This window comes from Paraburkholderia sediminicola, assembly GCF_046030555.1.
Taxonomy (GTDB): Bacteria; Pseudomonadota; Gammaproteobacteria; order Burkholderiales; family Burkholderiaceae; genus Paraburkholderia; species Paraburkholderia sediminicola_E.
Genome location: NZ_JAQQCH010000013.1, coordinates 20337 through 41385, shown reverse-complemented (window position 1 = coordinate 41385; position 21049 = coordinate 20337). Strand labels below are relative to the sequence as shown.

Below are 21049 nucleotides of genomic sequence, written 5' to 3'. Positions count from 1 at the left end.
GCGTCTGCGTGTCTGATGCAGCCGGTTTCGTTACGCTTCCGGTGCCGCGTTCGCGGTACCGGCCACTTCCACGGATGTACAGATGAACCAAGTTGTTTCTCAGAGCGCGCCGGTGATCGAGTTCCGCTCGGTGTCGTGCCGTTTCATTTCTCCAGACGGCAAGGCGACGATTGCGTTGCGCGACTTCAGCATGGCGGTCGCGAAGGGCGAGTTCGTCGCCATCGTCGGACCGACCGGTTGCGGCAAGTCGACCACGCTCAGCATGATTACCGGGCTCCTGAAGCCGACGACCGGCGAAGTGCGCGTGATGGGCGCGCAGGTAGACGGCATCGATCCGCGAATCGGCTTCGTGTTTCAGGCCGATGCGGTGTTTCCGTGGCGTTCGGTCCTCGATAACGTGGCAGCCGGGCCTCTCTATCGCGGCCGCTCGAAATCGGCCGCGCACGACGAGGCCGATGAATGGCTGCGTCGCGTCGGGCTCGAGAAGTTCGGCAAGCATTATCCGCATCAGCTGTCAGGCGGCATGCGCAAGCGTGTGGCACTCGCGCAAACCTTTATCAACAAGCCGGAAATCCTGCTGATGGACGAGCCGTTCTCGGCGCTAGACATGCAGACCCGCACGTTGATGCAGGACGAATTGCTGCAACTGTGGTCGGCGAATTCGGGGTCGGTAGTGTTCGTCACGCACGATCTGGAAGAAGCGATCGCGCTGGCTGATCGCGTGTTCGTGTTGAGCGCGCGGCCCGCGACGCTGAAGAAGGTCTATGAGATCGATCTGCCGCGCCCGCGGATCACGTCGGAAGTTCGCTACGAGCCGCGCTTCATCGAAATTTCGCGCGATATCTGGCATGACCTGCGCGAAGAAGTGCAGATCGCCTGACGTGGATCGCCTCATACGACCTGACTCCGGAACAACACTCATGGCAACTCCCGAATACGCACTGCAGGCGGGCTTCGATAGCGCGTCGCTGGCAACTGTTGAAAAAATCGCACAACGCAGGCTGCGCCAGCGGCATGCTCTGATCATTGCTCTGCGGGTGCTGGTGCTGGTCGTCGTGCTGGGTGGATGGGAAATGGGCGGACGGCATAAATGGATCGACCCGTTCTTTTTCTCAATGCCTTCGGCGATCTTCGCGCAGATCGTGGACTGGTTCGTCAACGGCACCTCGCAGGGCCCACTGCTGCAGCAGGTCTGGGTCACGCTCGAAGAAACCGCCATCGGCTTTCTCATCGGTGCGATCGGTGGCATTGTCTGTGGCGTCGTGCTGGGTCGCAACAAACTGCTCTCCGACGTGTTCAGCATTTACATCCAGATTGCGAACTCGATTCCGCGCGTGGTGCTGGGATCGGTGTTCGTGATCGCGCTTGGTTTAGGCATGGCCTCAAAGGTCGCGCTGGCGGTCGTGATGGTGTTTTTCGTCGTGTTTGGCAATGCATTCCAGGGCGTGCGTGAGGCCGACCGCTACATGATTGCGAATGCGCAGATTCTCGGCGCCTCGAAGCGTCAGTTGACCACGTCAGTGGTGATCCCATCAGCACTGTCATGGATTCTTGCGAGCCTGCACGTGAGCTTCGGTTTCGCGCTGGTCGGTGCGGTAGTCGGCGAGTTCCTCGGTTCGAAGCAGGGTATCGGCCTGCTGATTTCGACAGCGCAAGGCGCATTCAATGCGAGCGGCGTGTTCGCGGCGATGATCGTGCTCGCAGTGGTCGCGCTCACGGCCGACTATCTGCTGACCGCGCTGGAGAAGCGTCTGCTGAAGTGGCGGCCTGCGGCATTCTGAGCTTCAGGAGGAGGGGGATCGTTGCTAAAACGAAGGGGCGTGGCCGGCACGATGCCGCAGACGGCCAGTCTGGTGAAGCACGTCGCTTAGCTGTTGTCGGCGTGAACGTCGGATGACGATACCAACGCAGACGAGGACCCGCTGTCCCTGACGAGGTCGCTATGGTGGTGAAGACATTCGGGTCGTCATCGGGCGACCTGGTCGTGAGGTGAGTGAGCGGTCCGGGTATTCCTGCGGAGACACACGTGGGTTCGATCACTCGAGGTACGACCGATGAGGGGCACGTCTGACCTGGGTCATCAAATGTCCACGGATTTGCCTTGCCTGACGCTGGGGCGACGGGCCGGCACAGGGAAGATGAGCGTATTTGCCCTCGCCGCGGTTAGCTTGCGCGCGTCGCGCAATTGAGGAAAAGCGATGAAGCTGCTGCTCGTGGAAGACAACGCGGAACTCGCGCATTGGGTTGTTAACCTGCTGCGTCGTGAAAACTTCGCGATCGATTGCGTCGGCGACGGCGAAAGCGCGGATAGGCTGCTGGCGGCCCAATGCTACGACGTGGTACTACTGGACATCCAGCTGCCACGGATGGACGGCAAGGAAGTGCTGGCACGACTGCGCCGTCGCGGCGACAAGGTGCCGGTAGTGATCCTGACAGCGTATGGCTCGACAGACGACAAGGTCGACTGTTTTAGCGCGGGCGCCGACGACTATGTCGTCAAGCCATTCGACGCACGGGAACTGGTGGCGCGGATCAAGGCGCTGATCCGCAGGCAGGCAGGCGCCATGTCGGGCTGTGTTGTTTGTGGCGATCTGGAGTACATACCCGACACGCGTGATTTCCGTCATAAAAACCAGCCGCTGGCGTTGCGAGCTCGTGAGCACACCATCCTCGAAGCCCTGATGCTGAGACAGGGGAAAACAGTCTCGAAGACAACCCTGATGGACAGCGTGTTCGGTCTCGACGACGAGCCGAGCGCGGATGCTATTGACATCTATATTTACCGTTTGCGCAGGCACCTGGCGCTGTCGAGCGCGCAGATCGTGACGCTGCGTGGGCTTGGTTACATTTTGCGCAGCAGGGATGCGGTGTAGCGGGTGCCAAATCAGCAGCGTATATCAGTAAAGTCACTTAGTTGTGCGAATGATACGGGAAAGCTGCCTGAAGGATTGAGCTCACTAGGATAGCGCTCATTGACTGAAGGGAACTGTCATCCGGATGTCCGGATGTCCGGATGTTCGGATGTTCGGATGTTCGGACCGCAGTTGCAGCGGGCAACCAGAAAAAAATTTCAACGCAGTAATCAGAGGAGATGACCTTGAAGCAAAAGTACCTAACCCTGGCCGTCGCGGCAGGCGCCCTGGCGTCGAGCGGCGCGCACGCCCAGTCAAGCGTGCAACTCTATGGCCTCATCGATTTGAGCGCGCTTGCCTACACGACGAATGCAGACGCCGCCGGCAAGCACGTGATCGGCATGGGCCACGCCGGCGAGCCGTGGTTCAGCGGCAGCCGCTGGGGCCTGAAGGGCGCGGAAGACATCGGTGGCGGCAATAAGATCATTTTCAAGTTGGAGAGCGAATTCGTCGCCGCTAACGGCAACATGGAAGATCCCGGTCAGCTCTTCGACCGTGACTCCTGGGTCGGCGTCGAGAACGCTACGATCGGCCAGGTGACGGCCGGCTTCCAGGACACCGTTGCGAAGGATTTCTCGGGACTTTACGCCGACCCGTACGTTAGCGCGAAGTTCTCGCCGAACGAGGGCGCCTACACTAACTCCAACAACTTCAAGCAAATGGTCTTCTACGCGGCTGGCCCGACTGGCACGCGTTCCGAGAACGGCATCCAGTGGCGCAAGCTCTTCAGCAACGGCATCTATGCGGCTGCTGGCTATCAGTTCAGCAACTCGACGCAGTTCGCCAACGGCTCGGGCTATCAGGCCGTCCTCGGCTGGAATGTTGGCCCGGCCTCCATCGGCGGCTTCTACAGCCACACGAACAACGGCGGCTTCACCGATCAGACGTACTCGGTGGGGGGCGACTATCGTTTCGGCATCGGCCGTGTCAACGCCGGCTACTTCCATTACACGGGCAAGCAGGGGGCGCTGCCGGATCGGGAGGACAATGCGTGGACGGTGTCCTTCAAGCTCGCGCCAAAGGGTCCGTTCGACTATGAACTCGGCTATCAGCAGATGCACGTGAAGAACGCCGCCTACAACAGCGACGGCTTCATCCCGAACGCCAATTCCGGTGCGTTCGACACGACGGCCACGACGGTTCACAACGGCTACAAGGAGACGGTCTACGCGTCAGCTTTCTACCACCTCTCGAAGCGCACAGAGGTGTACCTGGCCGCCGACTACATGAAACTGCATGGCGGCTATACGGTGTCGACCACGTATGGGCACAACAACCAGCTCGAAGTGGCCACGGGTATCCGCACCCGGTTTTGATTCTGGCATCAGCTCCTAGCAGTAGATCTTTTTGATCGATTTCCTCCAATTTGCGGCGGCGGATCTATCCACCTGCCGCTTTTTTTCTGCTCAGCGGGTCGAGGAAGGCAGCCATGTTCAGAAATACCACTATCCGGGTCGCGCTGACCATCACCATCGCCGGTTATACAGCAGCGCTAACGCTCGTGATCGTAACGTCCATCGCGGGACTCAAGGCGGCCAACACGGCGCTCGACAGGATGTATCGAGAGGAAACGGCGTCGCTGCGACACCTGACCGCCAGCAGCGACGCGCTTCTGCAGGTGCGGGTCGATCTCGGCGCGTACGAAACACTCGTCGCACAGGGAAAACCGACCGATGCGGTGCTCGCCAGGGTGCATGCGGAGCAGACGGGCAGCGATCGTGAACTGGCTGCTTATTCGGCACAACCGCCTTCGAATGAGGTCGAGAGGAAGCTGGCCGACGCGCTGCGAGCGAAGCGCGAGCAATTGATGAAGCAGGCACTTGCGCCTGAAATTGCGGCGCTTGACCAGAACGATTTCATGTCTTTTCGCACGACGCAGCGTCAGGCACCTGACACTCTTTTCAATGATTACCGGAGCGCCGAGCTCGCGCTGGAGGATTTTCAGGCAGAGCAGCAAAAGGCGAGTTTCGCATCAGCGGAACAGCATTTCCATATGCTGCTCTGGCTCTTCGGCGCGATCGGGACCGCTGCGATCGTGCTGGGCGTGTTCGCGCGTCTCGCGTTGATTGCATCGATCGTACGGCCCATTGATCAGGTGATTCGTCATTTCGAACGTATCGCGGCGGGAGATCTGACAAGCGCGATCGATAAGCTGCGCGCCAACGAGATGGGCCGGCTGATGGCTGCGCTTGCGCGAATGCAGGCGGGGCTTGCTGCCGCCGTGGGCCAGGTGCGGCACGGGACGGCGGCGATCACACACGGTGCGCGCGAAATCGCGAGTGGCAATGGCGATCTGTCGACACGTACCGAGCAGCAGGCAGCGACTTTGGAGGAGACCGCATCGAGCATGGAAGAGTTGACTGCGACCGTCCAGCAAAACGCGGACAACGCGCGGCAGGCCAGCGCGCTCGCCGAAAACGCGTCGGAAGTCGCGGCACGCGGGGGCGAGGTCGTTGGTCAGGTTGTCGATGTGATCGCGGACATGTCATCGAGTTCAAACCGGATTGTCGACATCATTGGCGCGATCGAGGGTATCGCGTTCCAGACCAACATCCTCGCGCTGAATGCAGCCGTTGAAGCTGCGCGCGCCGGCGAGGAAGGGCGTGGATTCGCAGTGGTCGCGGGCGAGGTCCGCGCGCTCGCGCAACGGTCGGCCGCTGCAGCGAAGGAAATCAGGGAGCTGATCGGCGATTCGGTTGCGAAAGTGAGGAACGGTGCTGACCTGGCGGCTCGCGCTGGCGACACGATGACCGAAATCGTCACAGCGGCCCGCAACGTTACCGCCGTCGTCAGGGAAATCAGTGTGGCCTCGGAAGAACAGTCGCGCGGCATCGATCAGATCAATCGCGCCGTGACGCAGATGGATAACGCGACCCAGCAGAACGCCGCACTGGTCGAGCAGGCCGCGGCGGCGGCGGCGGCGCTCGAAGAACAGGCACGCGCGCTCGACCATGCGGTGGCCGTGTTCCGGCTGGCTGAAACAGACAAGTCGTCCGCCTTTGAGCCCGGACGGCAGAACTGGATAGCGTCCGGCCCGTCGACAGTAGGCGCATGACTGTAGCCGACAGAAACGAACACTATCTGATCAGTGGCTTCACGCGACACCGGACAGTCTTCCGGCCAGGTGACTGGGCCGAGCGTCTGATGGGCGTCATCATCCTGTTCGTCGGGGAGCGTCGGCCAGGTATTCATAATGCCTCGACGCGCTTCGCCATGCCTGTCGTCGATAAAGGCGTGAAATGCCTAATCGTGTCCGGTGAACTCCGAAGCGTCTGTCCGGAAGCCTTTGACTTCGTTGCCCGGTTTGCCGCAGACAATGATCTGCCGGTTGAGGTTTGTTTCTCATTCGGCGACGGGGCTGGCCGGTCGGGTTCCGCTCCGGTCGGCTGATTCGCGCTAAACCGGGGCGACGCGGCCCAGCGTGGGACGGACAATCGGTCGAACCCGCTGCAGGGCGACCTGCCATGGCGACTGGCGGTCCAACTCATAGTCGGGCCAGACGCAGAGAGGCGCGCGATGAACGCTTAGGCGGCAATGTGGCGCGTTTGCGCCGGTTTCCTCAAGTGCCGCATTCCTTGCTGGAACTGGAGGAGGTAACTGAATACGGCTTGAAGTGACTTCGGAACTTGCGTCATCGCCGCTCACCCCGCAGACACGTCACCTGTCCTGTCGAACCGCACCGGGATCGCCATTTAGATCAGTTGATTCCGCTGAATCACCATCTGTAACACCGGGGCCACGTTTCTACCGTTCCTACCGACTCGACAACTCCCGGGTCAGTCCGCATGGCACCTGTCTCTGTCTACCGAGGCAGCACTTGTGACAACGTGCCCCTTTCGCGACGGAAGCAACCGGGCGCCCAGCTGAAGATCTAGGCTTGGCAGCGGCTTTGGCGCGTCTCATCGCACGAGGTTTTTAACAGTTCACAGATGTTGCGCCTGCGGAACTGCCAATGTCGATTTCCGCGGCATCGTCGGCGGACAGTCAGTCAAGAGGCGCGATGTTGTCTTCAGAACGTCACAGCCGCGTCGTACCGGTTACGCATGTGTGGATAGGCAACCGCTGGTCCTACAGCAGGTCGCGGCACTTGTGACCGTTCGCACGAACGCTGAGCGCGGCGAAACAGAAACGAACTTTACCGTCTACTACGTGCCGCTTGGCGCGCGGTGGGACGGCGACGCGTGTCGCATCACGAAAGGGACGAATATCTTGGATGAGCGTTTCCATACAAGAAAGCGCATTTTCGGAAAAAGAGAGTTTCAGGATATGCCGTATCTCAAAAGCGTCGGCCGATGTCAAATGGCGAGGACGAGTAACAAGGAACACATCATGATGATTCGACACTTCACCTGCACACTGCTCGGTGTCGTCACTTTCTGGTCGACCGACGGCATGGCTGCGCAACCCGATTACGCCTATCAAACGACGGTACAGCTCGCCGGCGGCAAGACGCTGACGTGCGGCGTCAACGAACCTCTGCCGAACGGCGACGCGCCCGCTGCTCTCACCCGCCGCGAGCAAACGCAAGCCGACGTCCTCGCGACCCAGCGCCTGCGCGTCCTCAGCGGCCCCGATTCCGGCTATCCGTCGCCCTACACTGCGCCGACCATCCTTTGCTCGAGCGCAGGCTAAGGCTGGCCGCTTCGCGCGGTCCGTTGCTCGAGGCGACTGCCAGGTGCGATGCGGAACATCGCCCGGAACCGGATAGGGCGCGGGTCGGCCCATTCGAGGTTGATGGCCTTTCAACGAGGCGCATCCCGCGCTGTTCAGAATGACCTGCGAAGACAGCCGACCATCGATAGCTTGTTCGTCGCACGCCTCCTTCTCGCAAGCCAATCGAATGGTCTGGCCTGCCGTGGCTAACCGGCTTCGACGACCGGCTGGATAGAGATAACGGCAACACACTTTGATCGCTACATGGGCGCTCAACGTATGAGTGCGATGCCGAAGGCGAAGCGTGGCGACTCGGAAAACACTGAAGACAATTTGATGGATGCGGAGGAGCATGCGAAACAGCAGGTGCGCTTGCGCTGCAAGGCTACTCAGGCCGACCGGATGATCACGCTGACATACCGCGAAAACATGGTGGACGAGATTCGACTCAAGCGTGACTTCGACACGCTATGGCGGCGCCTTGGGGCGGTTGGCGGCTTTCGGTACGGTGCGGCGACTGAAAGGCAGCAGCGGGGCGCCTGGCACTTGTATGTCGCTGTGAACGGTCGGCAAAACTACCTGGTATTGCGCTAGATCTTGCATTGCATCGTCGGTTTCGATGACGGCAACGTGCATGTGCAATCCTCTCAAGGAAAAGGGCTTTCGGCACAAGTTGGCTGGCTATCCTGCGAAGTACGTCACGAAGGGTTTTTCAGAACACGCGATGAACGAAAAACGCTATTGGACAAGCCGTGTGGAGGTGGTGCCGGAGCGCATGCCGATCGATCACCTTCTGTCGGACGATCCGGCAGAAGCGCTCAAGATCGCATTTGCGGCGGCCGAGCGCGTCGGCGCGACCCTTCACCTGTGCCAGACCTTCTGGAGGCACGAACTAGGGCGCTTTTGCCTGTCTGCCCGTGAACTGTAAACTTGTACGCTAGCGTACCGACAACCATCGGGAATGTGAGGACAATTTCTCGGCGTTTGGCTGATGCCCGCGTGTGTGATTCCAAGCACCGCAGCAGCCGTTGCGGCTTCTTTTTTGAAAAGAAACCGTGGGCGATACGTAGGCGGAAAAATAACGCGTGAGTCTGCGGCGCCCGGCAATGCCGATGGGGCATTTTGTAAAAAAAAGCCGGGGTAAGGTTCCAGGAGGCGTGTCATGATGCACGTTTTTCTCGCGAACAATCGCAATGCGTTGATAGAACGCTGCCGCGCGAAGGTAGCGCAGAGGCCAGCGCGTGAAGCAACCGCGCAGCAACTTCAAAACGGCGTGCCGCTGTTCCTGGATCAGCTCATCAGAACCCTTCGAATCGGGCCGACCTCCCAGCCCTTGGATAGTCGCAAGATTTCTGGCCCCTCGGGTGGTGGAGCGTCCCCGTCGGAAATCGGTAAGTCAGCGGCAGAGCACGGACGGGAGTTGTTGAAGCTCGGCTTCTCGGTCGACCAGGTCGTTCACGACTATGGTGACCTGTGCCAGGCCATTACGGACCTCGCGTTCGAGCGCGATGCTCCATTTCTGATAGACGAATTTCGAACCCTCAACCGGTGTCTGGACAATACCATTGCCGATGCGGTCACTGAATTCAGTTACCAGCGCGATTTTGTCATGGCGGACCGTCAGGCCGTCGAGATGCATCAACGGCTCGGGTTTTTCGCGCACGAACTGCGTAACTTTCTGCAAACTGCGACGCTGGCGTTTACAGCAGCAAAAACCGGAAATCTAAGCCTGTCCGGCGCCACCAGCTCAGTTCTGGAGCGTAGCCTGGACGGATTGCGCGATTTGATTAGTCATTCTCTTGACGAGGTTCATGCGGCGGCTGGAACTTCATCGCAATCTGGACTGTTCTCCGTCGCTGATTTCATAGGGACGTGAAGTATGCCGCTGACCTTGCGGCCCAGATTCGGGGGTGCGCATTGACAGTGTCTGCTGTCGATACGCGGCTTGCCATTAGCGGAGACCGGGACCAGCTCTATTCGGCAGTGGGAAACCTGCTGAAAAATGCCTTTCAATTCACACACCATCACACTGAAGTGACATTGGAAGCCTACGCGTTGTCGGATCGCATCCTGATCGATGTCAAGGATCAGTGCGGTGGTCTGCCGCCCGGTGATGCAGAAAGAATTTTTGTGCCATTTACGCAGAACGGCGAAGACAGAACAGGACTGGGACTAGGTCTTTCAATCGCGAGGCGCAACGTTGAAGCAAATGCCGGTATTATCAGCGTACGCGATGTGCCCGGCAAAGGCTGTGTCGTTACCATTAGCCTGCCTCGACGAGCAGTCATGACTGAGCCCGCATGACCGCGACAAACTTGTGCTGCTGACTCGCGCCGTTTCAATTCGTTTATTAAGGTGTTGGAAACCCAAGGCCGTAGAATGTGAACTCTGCACTCAATCAGCGTGGCACGTGACGACAAATGACTGTTTCAAGCAATCTTGACGACAAAGCTCGCGCTGAAACGCTCTGCTATCTGGTGGTTGGGCAACTGGTCGCGCGAGCGCGTACCGGCAGTTGGCTTCGAACTGATCGGTGCGCGGAGGTGCTGAGTATCTGGCTTAAGGGCAATGGAACAGAAGCCAACTGGCTGGACAGCGTACACCTTGTTGCATTGTCGGAGAAAGTCGCGCTGGACTTCGTAAAGCTCCCCAACTTCGCTGACTCGACCCGTCTTGCCGAACTATTCACGGACAGTTGCAGGATGAACTATCGGTCGCCGGGCGTTTGGAACATTCATGCTGCTTGTGAAAACGAGCTGAAGACAGGCTAGGCCTTCTCGGCCCCTCGCTTACATCGCGCTTCTCGGTAGCTCGAATGACGGTTTTACTGGGGTCCACGATCCAGGCAGCGCATATGAGGCATCGTTCCCAACGGACGCAGGCGAAATTCCAGTCGTTAATGGGGCCAAGCCAAGATACGCTCTTATGCGCTGCAGAGCATAAACGCGTATCTTGGCTTGACGCCTTACTTCGCTGATATTCCCATGACGGTTGTCGGCGCGTACGGCCGTACGACGCTCGACATGCTATCCAGCGGACCATTCGTGCTGGTGAAATGGCCGGACGGCTGCTGTCCGGACAGCAGACGGTGGCGCATCGGAGCCACACTTCAAAGCCATGCTTGCACGGACCAGCATGTGATCTTCCTCTGGCCCACGCTTTATGCGTTCCGTCGACGGGACGAATGACCCGACTGAAGCGTCGCCCTGCTTCCGACACTCTCCGCATCGGAGGCCAGGGCGTAAGCACGCAGGCGCCGATCGTCGGGTGCCGCGGGCAGCGTCAATGTCCATTGCGTATACGGTCCACCAGTGCCGGCGAACAACCGGCCGGAGAATCCGCTCACGCAGATTGACCGGCCGATCCTGGGCGACGACCAGAAGGATCACCATCGCGAGTACCGCGGCCACCACCACAAGCTGTACCAGAAGATCCATCATTTCCGCCTCCGTTATGATTGTGCGTTCGATCCGGATGCCGTCGTCGATTGGTTCGCAAGTCAGTGTTACACCGGCCAGTGACGACTGTCCCGGCGTTCCGTTTGCGAACCGCGCGTTGGGTGTTCGTCCGGAAAGAGCGCGGACAGGCCGGGACCGATCGCGGCCAAAACAAGCAACCCGGGCAGGAACGGCACCCGGTAGAAGTCGATATTCACAGCAATCTCCCTTCGTCTCCGGCAAGCCTCCGGTCGGTCACCGCTGCGGCGATCGCACCGTAAAGCGCCGACAGGTGTGTGCAGCGGGGTCGCCAGGTATCGGTCCGGTTACGCGGTACAGACACCCGCGAGAGTCGTGTCGATATAGCGCTTCGCCATCGCGGTGGCGATTCTCAAGGCATCTCCGGAGCGCGGAAAAACCCGTCGCTTCGGATCGCACAGGAGCTTCTCCCTGTGTGCGCCGGTATGGTCCTGCCGCTGGATCACGGCCACCGGCTGGTAGATGGCGCCGAGCTCCAGGCCTTCGCTGGCTACCAGATCAAGCTGCGCACATGCAGGGATCTGGAAGCCCCTGTAGTGTTCGGACGAATGCTCGTTCATCATGCCCACCCCGATTCAGATCCACGTATGACCGTCAGTCGGCGACCTCGAACAGGACGCCGCACGACACACGGTCGAGCAGCAAGGCGTGGTTTTCTCCCGTCCACCAGCGCGCAAAAAGACCGTGAGGATGATGTCCGATGATGATCAGGTCGACCTTCAATGAATCGGCCAGACGGCAGATCTGGTCAACCGCATTGCCTGTCGAATAGTGGCCCGTCGCAGTTACGCCCCATGCCTGCAGCCGGTCGATACCCTCGCTCAGCGTCTCTTTTGCCGCCAGCTCGTCGACCTCGAAATTGATCGACGACAGCACGTCGAATCCGCTCGACCAGTACGTGCTGTCCAGGAAGGAGAGCAGATGGGTTTCCGCCTGCAGCTGCTGCGCGAGTGCCGCGCCGCAGCGCAGCGCGAGCCGTCCCTCCGGCGTGGCGTCGTAACAGAGCAGGATCCGGTTGAATGGAGCCATGATGGATTCCTTTGCCGTCTTTCGCGGCGTCGTCCCGGTGTCGCCTGTTCGGGCGGTCGAACCGGTTCGCCACCAGATTGTTCAGGTGAACATCGGCACGGCCCCGATCAGTGCGAAGCCAAGTAACGCACCGACGGCTGCACCCAGCAACCTGGGGTGCCAGCGCTGCAACTGCAGCGCGCTGAGCAGATCGCCAACCAGGATGATGCCAAGCAGCGCAAATGCAATCAGCAGATAGCCGATTTCAAAGTCGTTGTTGATGACCATCACGCCTCCTTTTCGTCACGCGAGACTGTGTCCGCTATAGCCTTGATGTCCAGTGCCGTGACACGGTGACCGCTGTCGCGGGTTCAGGTTTCCTGCATCAAGGCCACCTTCGCTCCACATCGGATCCCGGTGTCGGAACTTCGATTCAATTATATATCACACCATGACATATATAGCCATCTGACCAGCGCTCCGGCCCTGCCCGGTCGGAATCAGCCTGGTCTTGCGTAACCTGTCGTTCGCCCGGGTCAGCTCCAGTTGCGAAGAGCGTCAGGTTCGCCGCCGGTAAAGCATGCGAGCAGCGACGCACGAAGGGACGTGCGATAGCCAGCAGGATGCCGGCATAACGATCGTCTTGACGCAACCGTCAGGTCGGCCGACTATCACAACGTGAGAGATTCCGCCGTTCAGCAACGATCCCGCCCGCGGCCCCCGAGCCGGGTCGGGGAGGTAATCAATACCTGCGAAGCCACCACCCCGTTGTTTTTGCCGCGGCGCAGTAGAGACTCCTGATCGCGGCAGGCCGAGCAGGAAAGTCGAGGGACGAGAGCCATGACTGAGGTCGACGAAAAAATCCGGCATCCCCAGCCGGTGAAGCACAGCGATAACGAGAAAAGCAGGATGCCTCAACGTGACGACGCGCGAGACAGGCCACCCAAGACACGTGGCGAAGGCGAGCCGCCGGTCGAGTGATACGTCAGGGCGGCATGTCAACGTGTCACGCAGGGGAGTGGATCATCGTTGGAGCCCTGGACTGGCTCCTCGCAGCGTCGCGTCAACACGCGCATGGGCTGCGGGCGTTTGTGCGGACGGTCGGTGCGCGATACGAAGCGCAACCGAAGTTATCGGCGCCACATCAACCTGACCGTTGTCCTGACCAATGCCCAGCAAGCCGAAACCTGCAACGTCCTGCGGCGGGTGACCCGGTCCCGCAACTGGCACGCGATCACGACACAACGCGCACTCCATCATGGGCGTCCAGAAAAGGGCTGCGCCGACCTGACGTTCGCCGGCTCGCGCGTAACGCCGCGCAGGGGTGGTAGCCAGGCCTTCCCTCCGTCATCATGATCGCACCGCCTTTTCGGGATGGACTCAATGAATGCGAGTGAAATTTGATGGTCTTCTTTCGGCGCAGCGCCAGATCATGATGCGCGATATCCCGACCTCGAATACTGCAGCGCCCGCTGACACACCGAAGCTCAAGAAGGCCGACCTTGCCGCGCTGCTGTACGACCTTGCAGGTCTGAACGGACGGGAAGCAAAGGAAATGGTCGAGGCTTTTTTCGAGGTGATGCGTGATGCGCTGGAAAGTGGCGAAAACGTGCGGTTGTCCGGCTTCGGCAATTTCCAGTTGCGCGACAAACGGTCGCGTCCCGGCCGCAACCCGAAAACCGGCGAAACGGCGCTCATTGCGGCGCGGCGGATCGTCACGTTTCATGCCAGTCAGAAGCTCAAGACGCAGGTTGATGCCGATGACAACCAGTGACATCGTGACGGACGGCGGACGACCCGGCTACCACCCCAGCGCGCCAATGCGCGCGAGGAGATGAAAACGACTGGTCGTCCGTCGATCGCACTGCGGCATAACGGGATGTGAAATGCACATCGCCCATTCGTTAACACCCGTACACGGCTTCTTCCATTCCTGTTATTGACGGCCTTCCTGTCAGAACGGGTTTCAGTCGTCCTTTTCGATCAGATAATCAATGCAATACGCCCGCTGGCATTTCGATTGAATGATATCTGGCCATTGGAATCCGGTGTTTCTCGGATGCACCGCAATATCAAAATTTTAACCCATTCAATGTAAGCTTATGGTAAACGTCTTGATATACGAAAAATGCGAAACACTGAAAGTCCGCCAGGAAAGTAGAGAGATGACCGCTGACCATGAGCACCAGGAATTATTTCATCTCCGGAAGATAATTAATGAACTCGATCGACTGATACAAAATGGTTGCATAGCGGGCAGCGAAAATCCCGTCTTGCAACCCGGGTACTGGCGAAACCGGATTAATGAGCTGCTGGCCAAGCAGGCGACTTCCGGGACCACCGTCGCACAGGCATCGGCATTGCTGGAGAAACTGGAGCGCATTGCCGATACGCTGGAGAAAAGGCGCTAATGTCGTACCCTGTTACAAACGGTTACCCCTCTGTCAGAGGTGTACGGCGCGGAATTAATGGAAGGATGCGAGGCCGCCGTCCTCAAGAGTGGCCGGACTCCAGCCTGCGGGAGGCTCAACGCCGGATACTGCCTGCCTTTCGGCCTCGTCCTGACGTCAAGGCTGACCCTGTGGCTGTCCTTCAGCAACCGGAAACCATCGTCGCAGATTTCGGAGAAGTGCGCGAACAGGTCCTCGCCGCCGTCATCTGGCGCGATGATGCCAAAGCCCTTCGCTTCGTTGAACCACTTGACCGTTCCCACCGTTTCCGTTGCCATCCCGAATTCCTGAAAACGACAGCCATGCACGGACACCGGGCCACGCGACGTGTCTCGCCGCTCATCTGGCATCCGCCTGCTCGCAACTGTCGCTGAGACGAGGGTGTACTGGGGGCAATTAAAACAGAAATTCAAACAAACCAGATCAACGTTAACCCTGAACACAGTCCATTCAGAAAGGTTTTGCGGCTGCGAAATGATCCGATTCAAACGCCCGCCACATCTATGTATGGCCAGAATGGAGGCAAATAATCAGACAAAATAGCCTCAAAAAAGATGCGCCGAAGAGGTTGCTTTGCCGTGCGAAGCCGCATTACGATGGAGCCTCCTCTTGGTGTAAAGTAATTAATTTGTAAGCAAGCGAGGATGTATCGCCTGCGTCGTTGCCGCTCGCAACGCGACGGCCACCGGGCGAGCTTTCGCGCCGGGTGTACCCCTGCCAGGAGACGAAGATGCTAAGCCCTCATGAATACGCGACACCGATGCTGTCAGAAACGCTCCCGATCAGATCAACCTGGATCACGCGGATCTTGACGCGCTGCTCACGCACCGGCTCGTCGCCCTGGACCAGGGTCCCCCTGGTCCACCACGGCCTTACGTCACCCGTGACGGCGAGGCCGTTCTTCATGCTGTGACGCGGGTCCGCTGAGGATCCGCGCCAGCGCGGTTACCGCCTGCCACCGGGGTCGGTCTGCCGCCAGTCCAGACGATTGCATTCATGCCCGACGGTCCCATCGACGCCCGCTGAAAGGACGCGCACACCCACGTGGTTAGCAGTCCAGACCAGCAATCTGCATCGATTTTCCCGGTCCGTTCAGGTTCGTTGCGCAGTCCAGCGGTTTCGCCGGACTTTGATCAACCCGGCTCGTCGCGGCCACCTCAAAGTCCGGCTCCCCCGGACGCGCGACGGATCGATTTTGAGGAGCTTCATCATGAGTCTGTTGCCACCCGAGCAATTCGCCGCGATACAGAAGGCCAGCCTGGACGCACTGTTCGGTCTGACCCGCACGGCATTCGAAGGCTGTCAGAAGCTGGTCGAACTGAACCTGCAGGCGACCCGGTCGGCGCTGGCCGGCAGCCAGGACCACGTGCTCAAGGCGCTGTCGGTCAGGGAGCCGCAGGATCTGGCCGCCTTGGCCGCCCTTCTGATGCAGCCGACTACCGGGAAGATCCAGTCTTACGGCCGTCAGGTGTTCGCGATTATCACCGCCACGCAGACGGAAATGGCGAAGCTCGCCGGGGCGCAGGTCGAAACGCATCAGCGCCAGGTACAGACGCTGGTCGACACGGTCGCGCAGCGTGCGCCAGCCGGCTCGGAAGCCGCCGTCACCGCACTGAAATCAGCGATCACGGCCACCAGTACGCTGTACGAAACGGTCCAGCGCACCACGCAGCAGGCGGTCGACGTTGCCGAAAGCAACTTCAGTCTGGCGTCCGCCGCGGCATCGAAAGCGACGCAACAGGCTGTCGAGCGGGCGTCGCGCGCGGCGAAGAAATAGCTATGGGCGCGGGCGGTCGTCTTCGTCTTCGCGACACAACGATGCACGTCGGTCGCGCGCGACTTCCCGGTCGACACGCGACGCGAGGTGGGGGGCTCTCATCCAGCATCGTTGACCATTGACCCCTCTGGACAAGGAGTGAACCATGTCAAAGCGGCTGGCCCTGGTGACGGGCGGAATGGGTCGGTTTGGCGAAGCCATCAGCGTCGAGCTTCATGACGCGGATTACACGGTAGTGGTCACCCATTCGCCGAACAATGCGGGTGTCGAGCGCTGGCTCGCGCAGATGGCCACGGATGACCGGCAATTCCACGCCTATGCGGTGGACATGGTCGACTACGACTCCTGTCAGCACGGCGCGCAGCGAATCAGCAGCGAGGTCGGTGCGGTCGACATGCTCGCCAACAACGCGGGCATTACCCGCGACGCGACCTTCAGGAAGCTGGACGAGATTATCTGGAATGCGATGATCCGGACCCATCCCGATTCGGTGTTCGACATGACGAAGCCGTTCTGCGACGGCATGGTCGGCGCGGCCGAGGCCACATCAGCAATGTGTCGTCGATGACAGGCTCCAAGGGCGGTGGCCAGACCCAGCTATGCGGCCGCGAAAGCGGACATGTACGGCTTCACGAAGTCGCTGGCGCTCGAAGTGGCAAAAAAGAGTGTGACGGTCAACACGATCTCACCGGGCTTCACCGCCGCGACGATGGTGACCTCTGTGCCGCAGGACGTGTTCGATATTAAGATCATTCCGCACATCGCGGTCGGCCGTCTCGGGCGACCCGGGGGAGCCGCGGCGGTCGTGCCCGGGGCCAACATTGCGATCAACGGCGGCCAGCATCTACAGTAAAGCTTCAGGGGCAGTCGAACGCGTGAGAAGGAGGTCACCATGATCGAATCCTGGGTGGGCATGATCGTCGGGGTGTTGGTACTCGCCATTGCGGCGACGCTGGTCATTGGCCACTATCGCCGCGAGCATCGCCGGGCGCGGCTCCTCAAACGGATGGACCCGCATCACTGCCTTGACGTGATGCGGCGCCGGAATTAACAGCATCGTCGGTATGCAGACATCGGCTCGTGTCCGGCAGACACCATCCATCATGCTCCTGCGTTCCACCGGCTGCCTGCGTGGTACGCGGATCTGCCCAGACCAGTGCCAGAACGACGGGCGAGCGTTGACATGGCAAACACAGCAATGACACATCGAGACGAACATCCGGCTGACGCCGCCGCGCCCCGCATCACGGTGCGCGCTGCGTCGGGTCAGCTGAGAATCATTCAGGTCTGGCAGGCGCTGGGACAGTACGCCACGCAGGCGATGCACGCCCGGGTTCATTGCAGCAGGAAGCACGACTTCGACGAAATGACGGTCACGTTCGAGGCGGTGTCACCCGCAGCGCTGGCCGACATCGCCCAGCGGCTGAGCGCCCAGCCATGGGTTGTCGCGGCTTCTCTGCACACCGTACCGACATCCCCGCCACGCCGTGGCGGCTAGATCTGCACGCGCTATAAAAGAACCTGGGCGCCAAGGCCCTGGCAGAGTGGATTCTGCAGCCGAAAGGACCAGCAAAAGCCGAGGGTGGCCACTGCGCCTGAGAACGCCACAGCGGACACAGACTAACGCGGTTTTGTTGCCGGTCAAATGGATGTTGGCCGTTATCGGGCCCGGTTGTTGCCGATGACCAGGCATGCGGCGGCAAAGTCGCAGGATGGCTGGGGGCGCCGGCGCGTCAGACATCATTTGTCCACACGGACTGTCTTATACCCAAATTCAACATTTTTGGTATGACTTCTGGCTGACTTTACTGTCAGCAATGGGTTTGGGGCGCTTTTGTGATGTATGTATAGATACATCGTAATGCATACAAACTCTAAGGGCCGCGAATTCGGCGAACAAGCTGAAACGAATGGGCCGGTGGAAGCAACACGCAGCCAACTTACGAGCCTGCGCCGTCCGCAACATGCGCCGATGCAGCGCACCTCTCGCGGCATTCACGCGCAGGGACTCGAGCGGCCCGAGCAGCCCGTCCGCCTTCAGACTCGCCTCAACCCCATTGATCACGGTGAAGGCCGAGGTCAGCTGCCCGCACTGGCCACGGTGAAGCAGCACGGAATGGAGCAAGTCAATTTTCTGGTAGTGATCCTCATACATGACCGGTCTCTTTTGATCAGTGAAACGACATTCGTGTTGCCTCCCCGCGATGCCGCTAATACTGCTTGGGTAAGAATTTTTACGCCGAGCCGCGAGATACCCTTCGCCGGACACCCGAACATCGGCACGGCATTTGTGCTCGCGGCAAGGGCGGAATCCGGTCGGAATCCGTTGCCAGATCTGCTCGTCTTCGAAGAGTTAGCTGGTTTGGTTCCCGTAAACCAGCTGAAAGAGGGTGGGGCCGTAGTCGGTGCTGAGCTCATTGCGCCTGAACCGTTGGCGCGACTGTCACATGCCTCCGCAAGCCAGGTAGCCGCGTGTCCCTCACTCACCCCTGATGACGTCCGGGTGGATGCTCACGCCCCGCAGGTCGCCTCTGTCGATCTCCCGTTTCTCGTCGTTGAACTTCTCTACGGCGATGTGTGCCGAATCTCGTGGCGTTCAAAGGCTTGCTTCCGATTGACGGTGCCGGATCCATCTATGGCTATACACGCGATATCGATCGCGTCAAAGCAGGACCTATCTGCGATCTGGAGGCACGGATGTTCACACCGCGCATGACAGAAGACCCGGCTCCGGGCAGCGCGACAGCAGCAACTGCTGCGCTCATTGCTCAGATCCGGGGCTTGTCGGAACTGTCGCTGTGCGTCGCCCAAGGCGTGGACATGGGTCGCCCGAGCATTCTATTCGCGAAAGTTGACACACATGAGGGTCATGCAAGGGTCCGTGTCGGGGGCAAATGTGTCAGCGTTATGGAAGGGGTGTTTCAACTCGCGGGCGACGCTTAATTGATCGTCGGCCAGCCTCCGCTATCGAGAAAGTTGCGCGTCCTTTGTGGGTCACGTGCCGACGATCGCGACTGCGCGAGATCGGACAGTCGATGCCAGCTGCATGAGGCGATGATCGGCCACTTTCGGCCGTTCACCCGTACGAGCAAGATCGTCAACACTGGTCATGACCTCCGGCGTTCCACTCGGCAAGAAACGGTGATGCTTCATCACGCCGTGCCCCGTCTCACGGGCGATCGAATACTCATGTCCGAATCTGGCCAGAGTCACGCGCTGGTTTCCGCTAAAGTTTGAGCATGAACCTCGACCCTGACACCTGCTATCAGACATTGCTTTCGCGAGATCGCCGCTTCGATGGCTGGTTCTTCGTCGGCGTCACTTCGACGGGTATTTACTGTCGACCGGTTTGTCCCGTCCGGACCCCAAAGCGGCAGAACTGTAAATTTTTCCCTAACATGGCAGCGGCTGAGAAAGCTGGGTTTCGCCCCTGTCTGCGCTGCCGTCCGGAGTTGGCACCCGGAAATGGACTACTTGATGCGTCGGCCCGACTGGCGCAAGCGGCCGCGACACTCATAGAAGAGGGTTTTCTAAACACCGCAAGTCTCGCAGAGCTAGCGGCGCGCATTGGCGTTACCGACCGGCACCTCCGCCGGATTTTCGATGCCGAATACGGCGTATCGATGATCGAATTCGCTCAGACGCAGAGGTTGCTGCTAGCAAAGCGCCTCTTGACTGACACGCGTTTGCCCGTCACCACAGTGGCATTGACAGCAGGGTTCGGCAGCGTCCGGAGGTTCAACGACCTGTTTTTGAAACAGTATGGTTTGAATCCAGTTCGGTTCCGGAAGGAGATCGACTCTCATCCGCAGGAAACGATCACCTTTTCGCTTGGATACAGGCCGCCTTTTTCCTGGTCAGGCGTGCTTGCATTTCTCGCGCATCGGCAAATCGACGGCGTTGAGCAAATTGGCGACAACTCCTATGCCAGAGTCATCGAGCTAAAGCGGGGTAGCCAGAACCTAGCGGGCTGGATCAGCGTAACGCACGCACCACAACGGTACGCGATCAACGTTAAGGTTTCTATATCCCTGACGCCGGTCATCGCACCGGTTCTCGGCCGAGTTCGACGAATGTTCGACCTTTCCGCCCGCCCGGACCTGATCGACATGCATCTAGGCGAGCTGGCCGCTGAGTTACCGGGTATGCGGGTTCCCGGCACCTTCGATGGTTTCGAGATTGCGGTGCGCGCTATTGTCGGACAGCAAATCTCCGTTCCAAGCGCACGAACGATCTTATCGCGTATGGCTGGCCGTTTTGGGACGAAGCTCGCAGGCCCCTTCGACTTGACGACGACGTTTCCTTCGGCAACGGTGTTCGCCGACATCCCGGTCACCGCACTTCAGGAGGCAGGCATCACACGCATCCGGGCAGAAGCAATCATTGCCGTCGCGAAGGAAGTATCCGCGGGTCGGATTGTTTTGGAACCGTTGGCACCGCTAGAAGAGACGCTCGCCTCGCTAAGGAGTATCCGGGGAATCGGCGAATGGACGGTCCAGTACATCGCTATGCGCTCGCTGGCATGGCCCAATGCATTCCCCGATGGCGATGCCGTACTGAAGAAGCAGCTAGGCTATTCGAGCGCACCAGCACTTAATCAACACGCCCAACGATGGCAGCCGTGGCGAGCCTATGCAACGTTGCACGTTTGGCGTCGCCACGAAGCGCAACGCGAATAATCCCGGTCTGCCGAGTTCACGGCCCGTAGAGCGACGCTGTCCCGGATGCCCCGGGCGAGGCGATTATTAACGGCACCGATCTCGATCGACGAAG

Annotated in this window: 24 protein-coding genes and 5 pseudogenes; 21 read left to right on the top strand and 8 right to left on the bottom strand. The window is 59.7% G+C overall.

Annotation, left to right across the window (positions count from 1 at the left end):
- The first annotated feature begins 82 nt into the window (after window positions 1–82).
- The 12 genes and pseudogenes from PQQ52_RS19340 to PQQ52_RS19285 all read left to right on the top strand — a co-directional run bounded on the left by PQQ52_RS19340 (window position 83) and on the right by PQQ52_RS19285 (window position 11086).
- A complete protein-coding gene (locus PQQ52_RS19340; protein WP_408214510.1) occupies window positions 83–880 on the top strand; it encodes an ABC transporter ATP-binding protein in 798 nt (265 codons plus the stop codon).
- Window positions 881–920: 40 nt separating this feature from the next.
- The gene (locus PQQ52_RS19335; RefSeq protein ID WP_408214508.1) at window positions 921–1781 is read left to right on the top strand and encodes an ABC transporter permease; all 861 of its coding nucleotides are present in this window, start codon (window positions 921–923) and stop codon (window positions 1779–1781) included.
- Window positions 1782–2198: 417 nt separating this feature from the next.
- The gene (locus PQQ52_RS19330) at window positions 2199–2873 is read left to right on the top strand and encodes a response regulator (protein WP_408214505.1); all 675 of its coding nucleotides are present in this window, start codon (window positions 2199–2201) and stop codon (window positions 2871–2873) included.
- Between the two features lie 224 nt (window positions 2874–3097).
- Window positions 3098–4228 carry a porin gene (locus tag PQQ52_RS19325; protein ID WP_408214502.1) on the top strand — a complete coding sequence of 377 codons (1131 nt, stop codon included), beginning with the start codon at window positions 3098–3100 and terminating at the stop codon, window positions 4226–4228.
- A gap of 113 nt (window positions 4229–4341) precedes the next feature.
- Complete coding sequence (locus PQQ52_RS19320; RefSeq protein WP_408214499.1) at window positions 4342–5967, top strand: methyl-accepting chemotaxis protein; 1626 nt, start codon at window positions 4342–4344, stop codon at window positions 5965–5967.
- A complete protein-coding gene (locus PQQ52_RS19315; protein WP_408214497.1) occupies window positions 5964–6302 on the top strand; it encodes a DUF3579 domain-containing protein in 339 nt (112 codons plus the stop codon). The genes PQQ52_RS19320 and PQQ52_RS19315 overlap by 4 nt, the downstream gene beginning before the upstream one ends.
- A gap of 699 nt (window positions 6303–7001) precedes the next feature.
- On the top strand, window positions 7002–7544 hold the full coding sequence (locus PQQ52_RS19310) for a hypothetical protein (protein ID WP_408214494.1): 543 nt from the start codon (window positions 7002–7004) through the stop codon (window positions 7542–7544).
- 309 nt (window positions 7545–7853) lie between these two features.
- On the top strand, window positions 7854–8159 hold the full coding sequence (locus tag PQQ52_RS19305; protein WP_408214492.1) for a rolling circle replication-associated protein: 306 nt from the start codon (window positions 7854–7856) through the stop codon (window positions 8157–8159).
- 40 nt (window positions 8160–8199) lie between these two features.
- Complete coding sequence (locus tag PQQ52_RS19300) at window positions 8200–8493, top strand: hypothetical protein (RefSeq protein WP_408214491.1); 294 nt, start codon at window positions 8200–8202, stop codon at window positions 8491–8493.
- A gap of 234 nt (window positions 8494–8727) precedes the next feature.
- Window positions 8728–9869: pseudogene (locus tag PQQ52_RS19295) on the top strand (sensor histidine kinase).
- Window positions 9870–9985: 116 nt separating this feature from the next.
- Entirely contained in the window at window positions 9986–10336 is a 351-nt protein-coding gene (locus PQQ52_RS19290) for a hypothetical protein (RefSeq protein ID WP_408214488.1), read from the top strand.
- Between the two features lie 540 nt (window positions 10337–10876).
- Entirely contained in the window at window positions 10877–11086 is a 210-nt protein-coding gene (locus tag PQQ52_RS19285; protein WP_408214485.1) for a hypothetical protein, read from the top strand.
- On the opposite strand, the gene PQQ52_RS19280 is transcribed toward PQQ52_RS19285, so the two are convergent.
- The 4 genes from PQQ52_RS19280 to PQQ52_RS19265 all read right to left on the bottom strand — a co-directional run bounded on the left by PQQ52_RS19280 (window position 11071) and on the right by PQQ52_RS19265 (window position 12337).
- The gene (locus PQQ52_RS19280; RefSeq protein WP_408214482.1) at window positions 11071–11220 is read right to left on the bottom strand and encodes a hypothetical protein; all 150 of its coding nucleotides are present in this window, start codon (window positions 11218–11220) and stop codon (window positions 11071–11073) included. The two genes, PQQ52_RS19285 and PQQ52_RS19280, sit on opposite strands and share 16 nt — an antisense overlap.
- A gap of 108 nt (window positions 11221–11328) precedes the next feature.
- A complete protein-coding gene (locus PQQ52_RS19275; protein ID WP_408214480.1) occupies window positions 11329–11604 on the bottom strand; it encodes a hypothetical protein in 276 nt (91 codons plus the stop codon).
- A 31-nt stretch (window positions 11605–11635) separates the two neighbouring features.
- Complete coding sequence (locus PQQ52_RS19270; RefSeq protein ID WP_408214478.1) at window positions 11636–12070, bottom strand: universal stress protein; 435 nt, start codon at window positions 12068–12070, stop codon at window positions 11636–11638.
- Between the two features lie 81 nt (window positions 12071–12151).
- Window positions 12152–12337: a hypothetical protein gene (locus tag PQQ52_RS19265; protein WP_408214475.1), complete on the bottom strand. Its 186-nt coding sequence runs from the start codon at window positions 12335–12337 to the stop codon at window positions 12152–12154.
- A gap of 1086 nt (window positions 12338–13423) precedes the next feature.
- Between PQQ52_RS19265 and PQQ52_RS19260 the strand changes: the two are divergent.
- A pseudogene (locus PQQ52_RS19260) lies at window positions 13424–13823 on the top strand (integration host factor subunit alpha).
- A gap of 391 nt (window positions 13824–14214) precedes the next feature.
- A complete protein-coding gene (locus PQQ52_RS19255; RefSeq protein WP_408214473.1) occupies window positions 14215–14460 on the top strand; it encodes a hypothetical protein in 246 nt (81 codons plus the stop codon).
- Window positions 14461–14588: 128 nt separating this feature from the next.
- On the opposite strand, the pseudogene PQQ52_RS19250 reads toward PQQ52_RS19255, so the two are convergent.
- A pseudogene (locus PQQ52_RS19250) lies at window positions 14589–14777 on the bottom strand (cold-shock protein); the annotation flags it as partial.
- Window positions 14778–15240: 463 nt separating this feature from the next.
- Complete coding sequence (locus PQQ52_RS19245; RefSeq protein ID WP_408214470.1) at window positions 15241–15405, bottom strand: hypothetical protein; 165 nt, start codon at window positions 15403–15405, stop codon at window positions 15241–15243.
- Between the two features lie 304 nt (window positions 15406–15709).
- Here PQQ52_RS19245 and PQQ52_RS19240 point away from each other — a divergent pair, with 304 nt between their 5' ends.
- From PQQ52_RS19240 to PQQ52_RS19225, 4 genes and pseudogenes are all read left to right on the top strand, one after another.
- Window positions 15710–16276: a phasin family protein gene (locus tag PQQ52_RS19240; protein ID WP_408214468.1), complete on the top strand. Its 567-nt coding sequence runs from the start codon at window positions 15710–15712 to the stop codon at window positions 16274–16276.
- Between the two features lie 145 nt (window positions 16277–16421).
- Window positions 16422–17129, top strand: a pseudogene (locus tag PQQ52_RS19235) (SDR family NAD(P)-dependent oxidoreductase).
- Between the two features lie 39 nt (window positions 17130–17168).
- Window positions 17169–17327, top strand: coding sequence for a hypothetical protein (locus PQQ52_RS19230; protein WP_408214466.1), 159 nt, complete (start codon window positions 17169–17171; stop codon window positions 17325–17327).
- A gap of 132 nt (window positions 17328–17459) precedes the next feature.
- Window positions 17460–17774 (top strand): hypothetical protein, encoded by a 315-nt coding sequence (locus PQQ52_RS19225; protein WP_408214464.1) that lies wholly within the window; start codon window positions 17460–17462, stop codon window positions 17772–17774.
- A 276-nt stretch (window positions 17775–18050) separates the two neighbouring features.
- Here the strand turns inward: PQQ52_RS19225 and PQQ52_RS19220 are convergent, their stop codons facing one another.
- Window positions 18051–18431 (bottom strand): hypothetical protein, encoded by a 381-nt coding sequence (locus PQQ52_RS19220; protein WP_408214935.1) that lies wholly within the window; start codon window positions 18429–18431, stop codon window positions 18051–18053.
- Between PQQ52_RS19220 and PQQ52_RS19215 the strand changes: the two are divergent.
- Both PQQ52_RS19215 and PQQ52_RS19210 read left to right on the top strand, forming a co-directional pair.
- Window positions 18393–18782: pseudogene (locus PQQ52_RS19215) on the top strand (PhzF family phenazine biosynthesis protein); the annotation flags it as partial. The gene PQQ52_RS19220 and the pseudogene PQQ52_RS19215 overlap by 39 nt on opposite strands.
- A 71-nt stretch (window positions 18783–18853) precedes the next feature.
- Window positions 18854–19219: a PhzF family phenazine biosynthesis protein gene (locus tag PQQ52_RS19210; protein WP_408214463.1), complete on the top strand. Its 366-nt coding sequence runs from the start codon at window positions 18854–18856 to the stop codon at window positions 19217–19219.
- A 51-nt stretch (window positions 19220–19270) separates the two neighbouring features.
- On the opposite strand, the gene PQQ52_RS19205 is transcribed toward PQQ52_RS19210, so the two are convergent.
- Complete coding sequence (locus PQQ52_RS19205; protein ID WP_408214460.1) at window positions 19271–19489, bottom strand: hypothetical protein; 219 nt, start codon at window positions 19487–19489, stop codon at window positions 19271–19273.
- Window positions 19490–19515: 26 nt separating this feature from the next.
- On the opposite strand from PQQ52_RS19205, the gene PQQ52_RS19200 reads away from it, so the two are divergent.
- Window positions 19516–20955: a DNA-3-methyladenine glycosylase 2 family protein gene (locus PQQ52_RS19200; protein WP_408214458.1), complete on the top strand. Its 1440-nt coding sequence runs from the start codon at window positions 19516–19518 to the stop codon at window positions 20953–20955.
- Window positions 20956–21049: the final 94 nt, after the last annotated feature.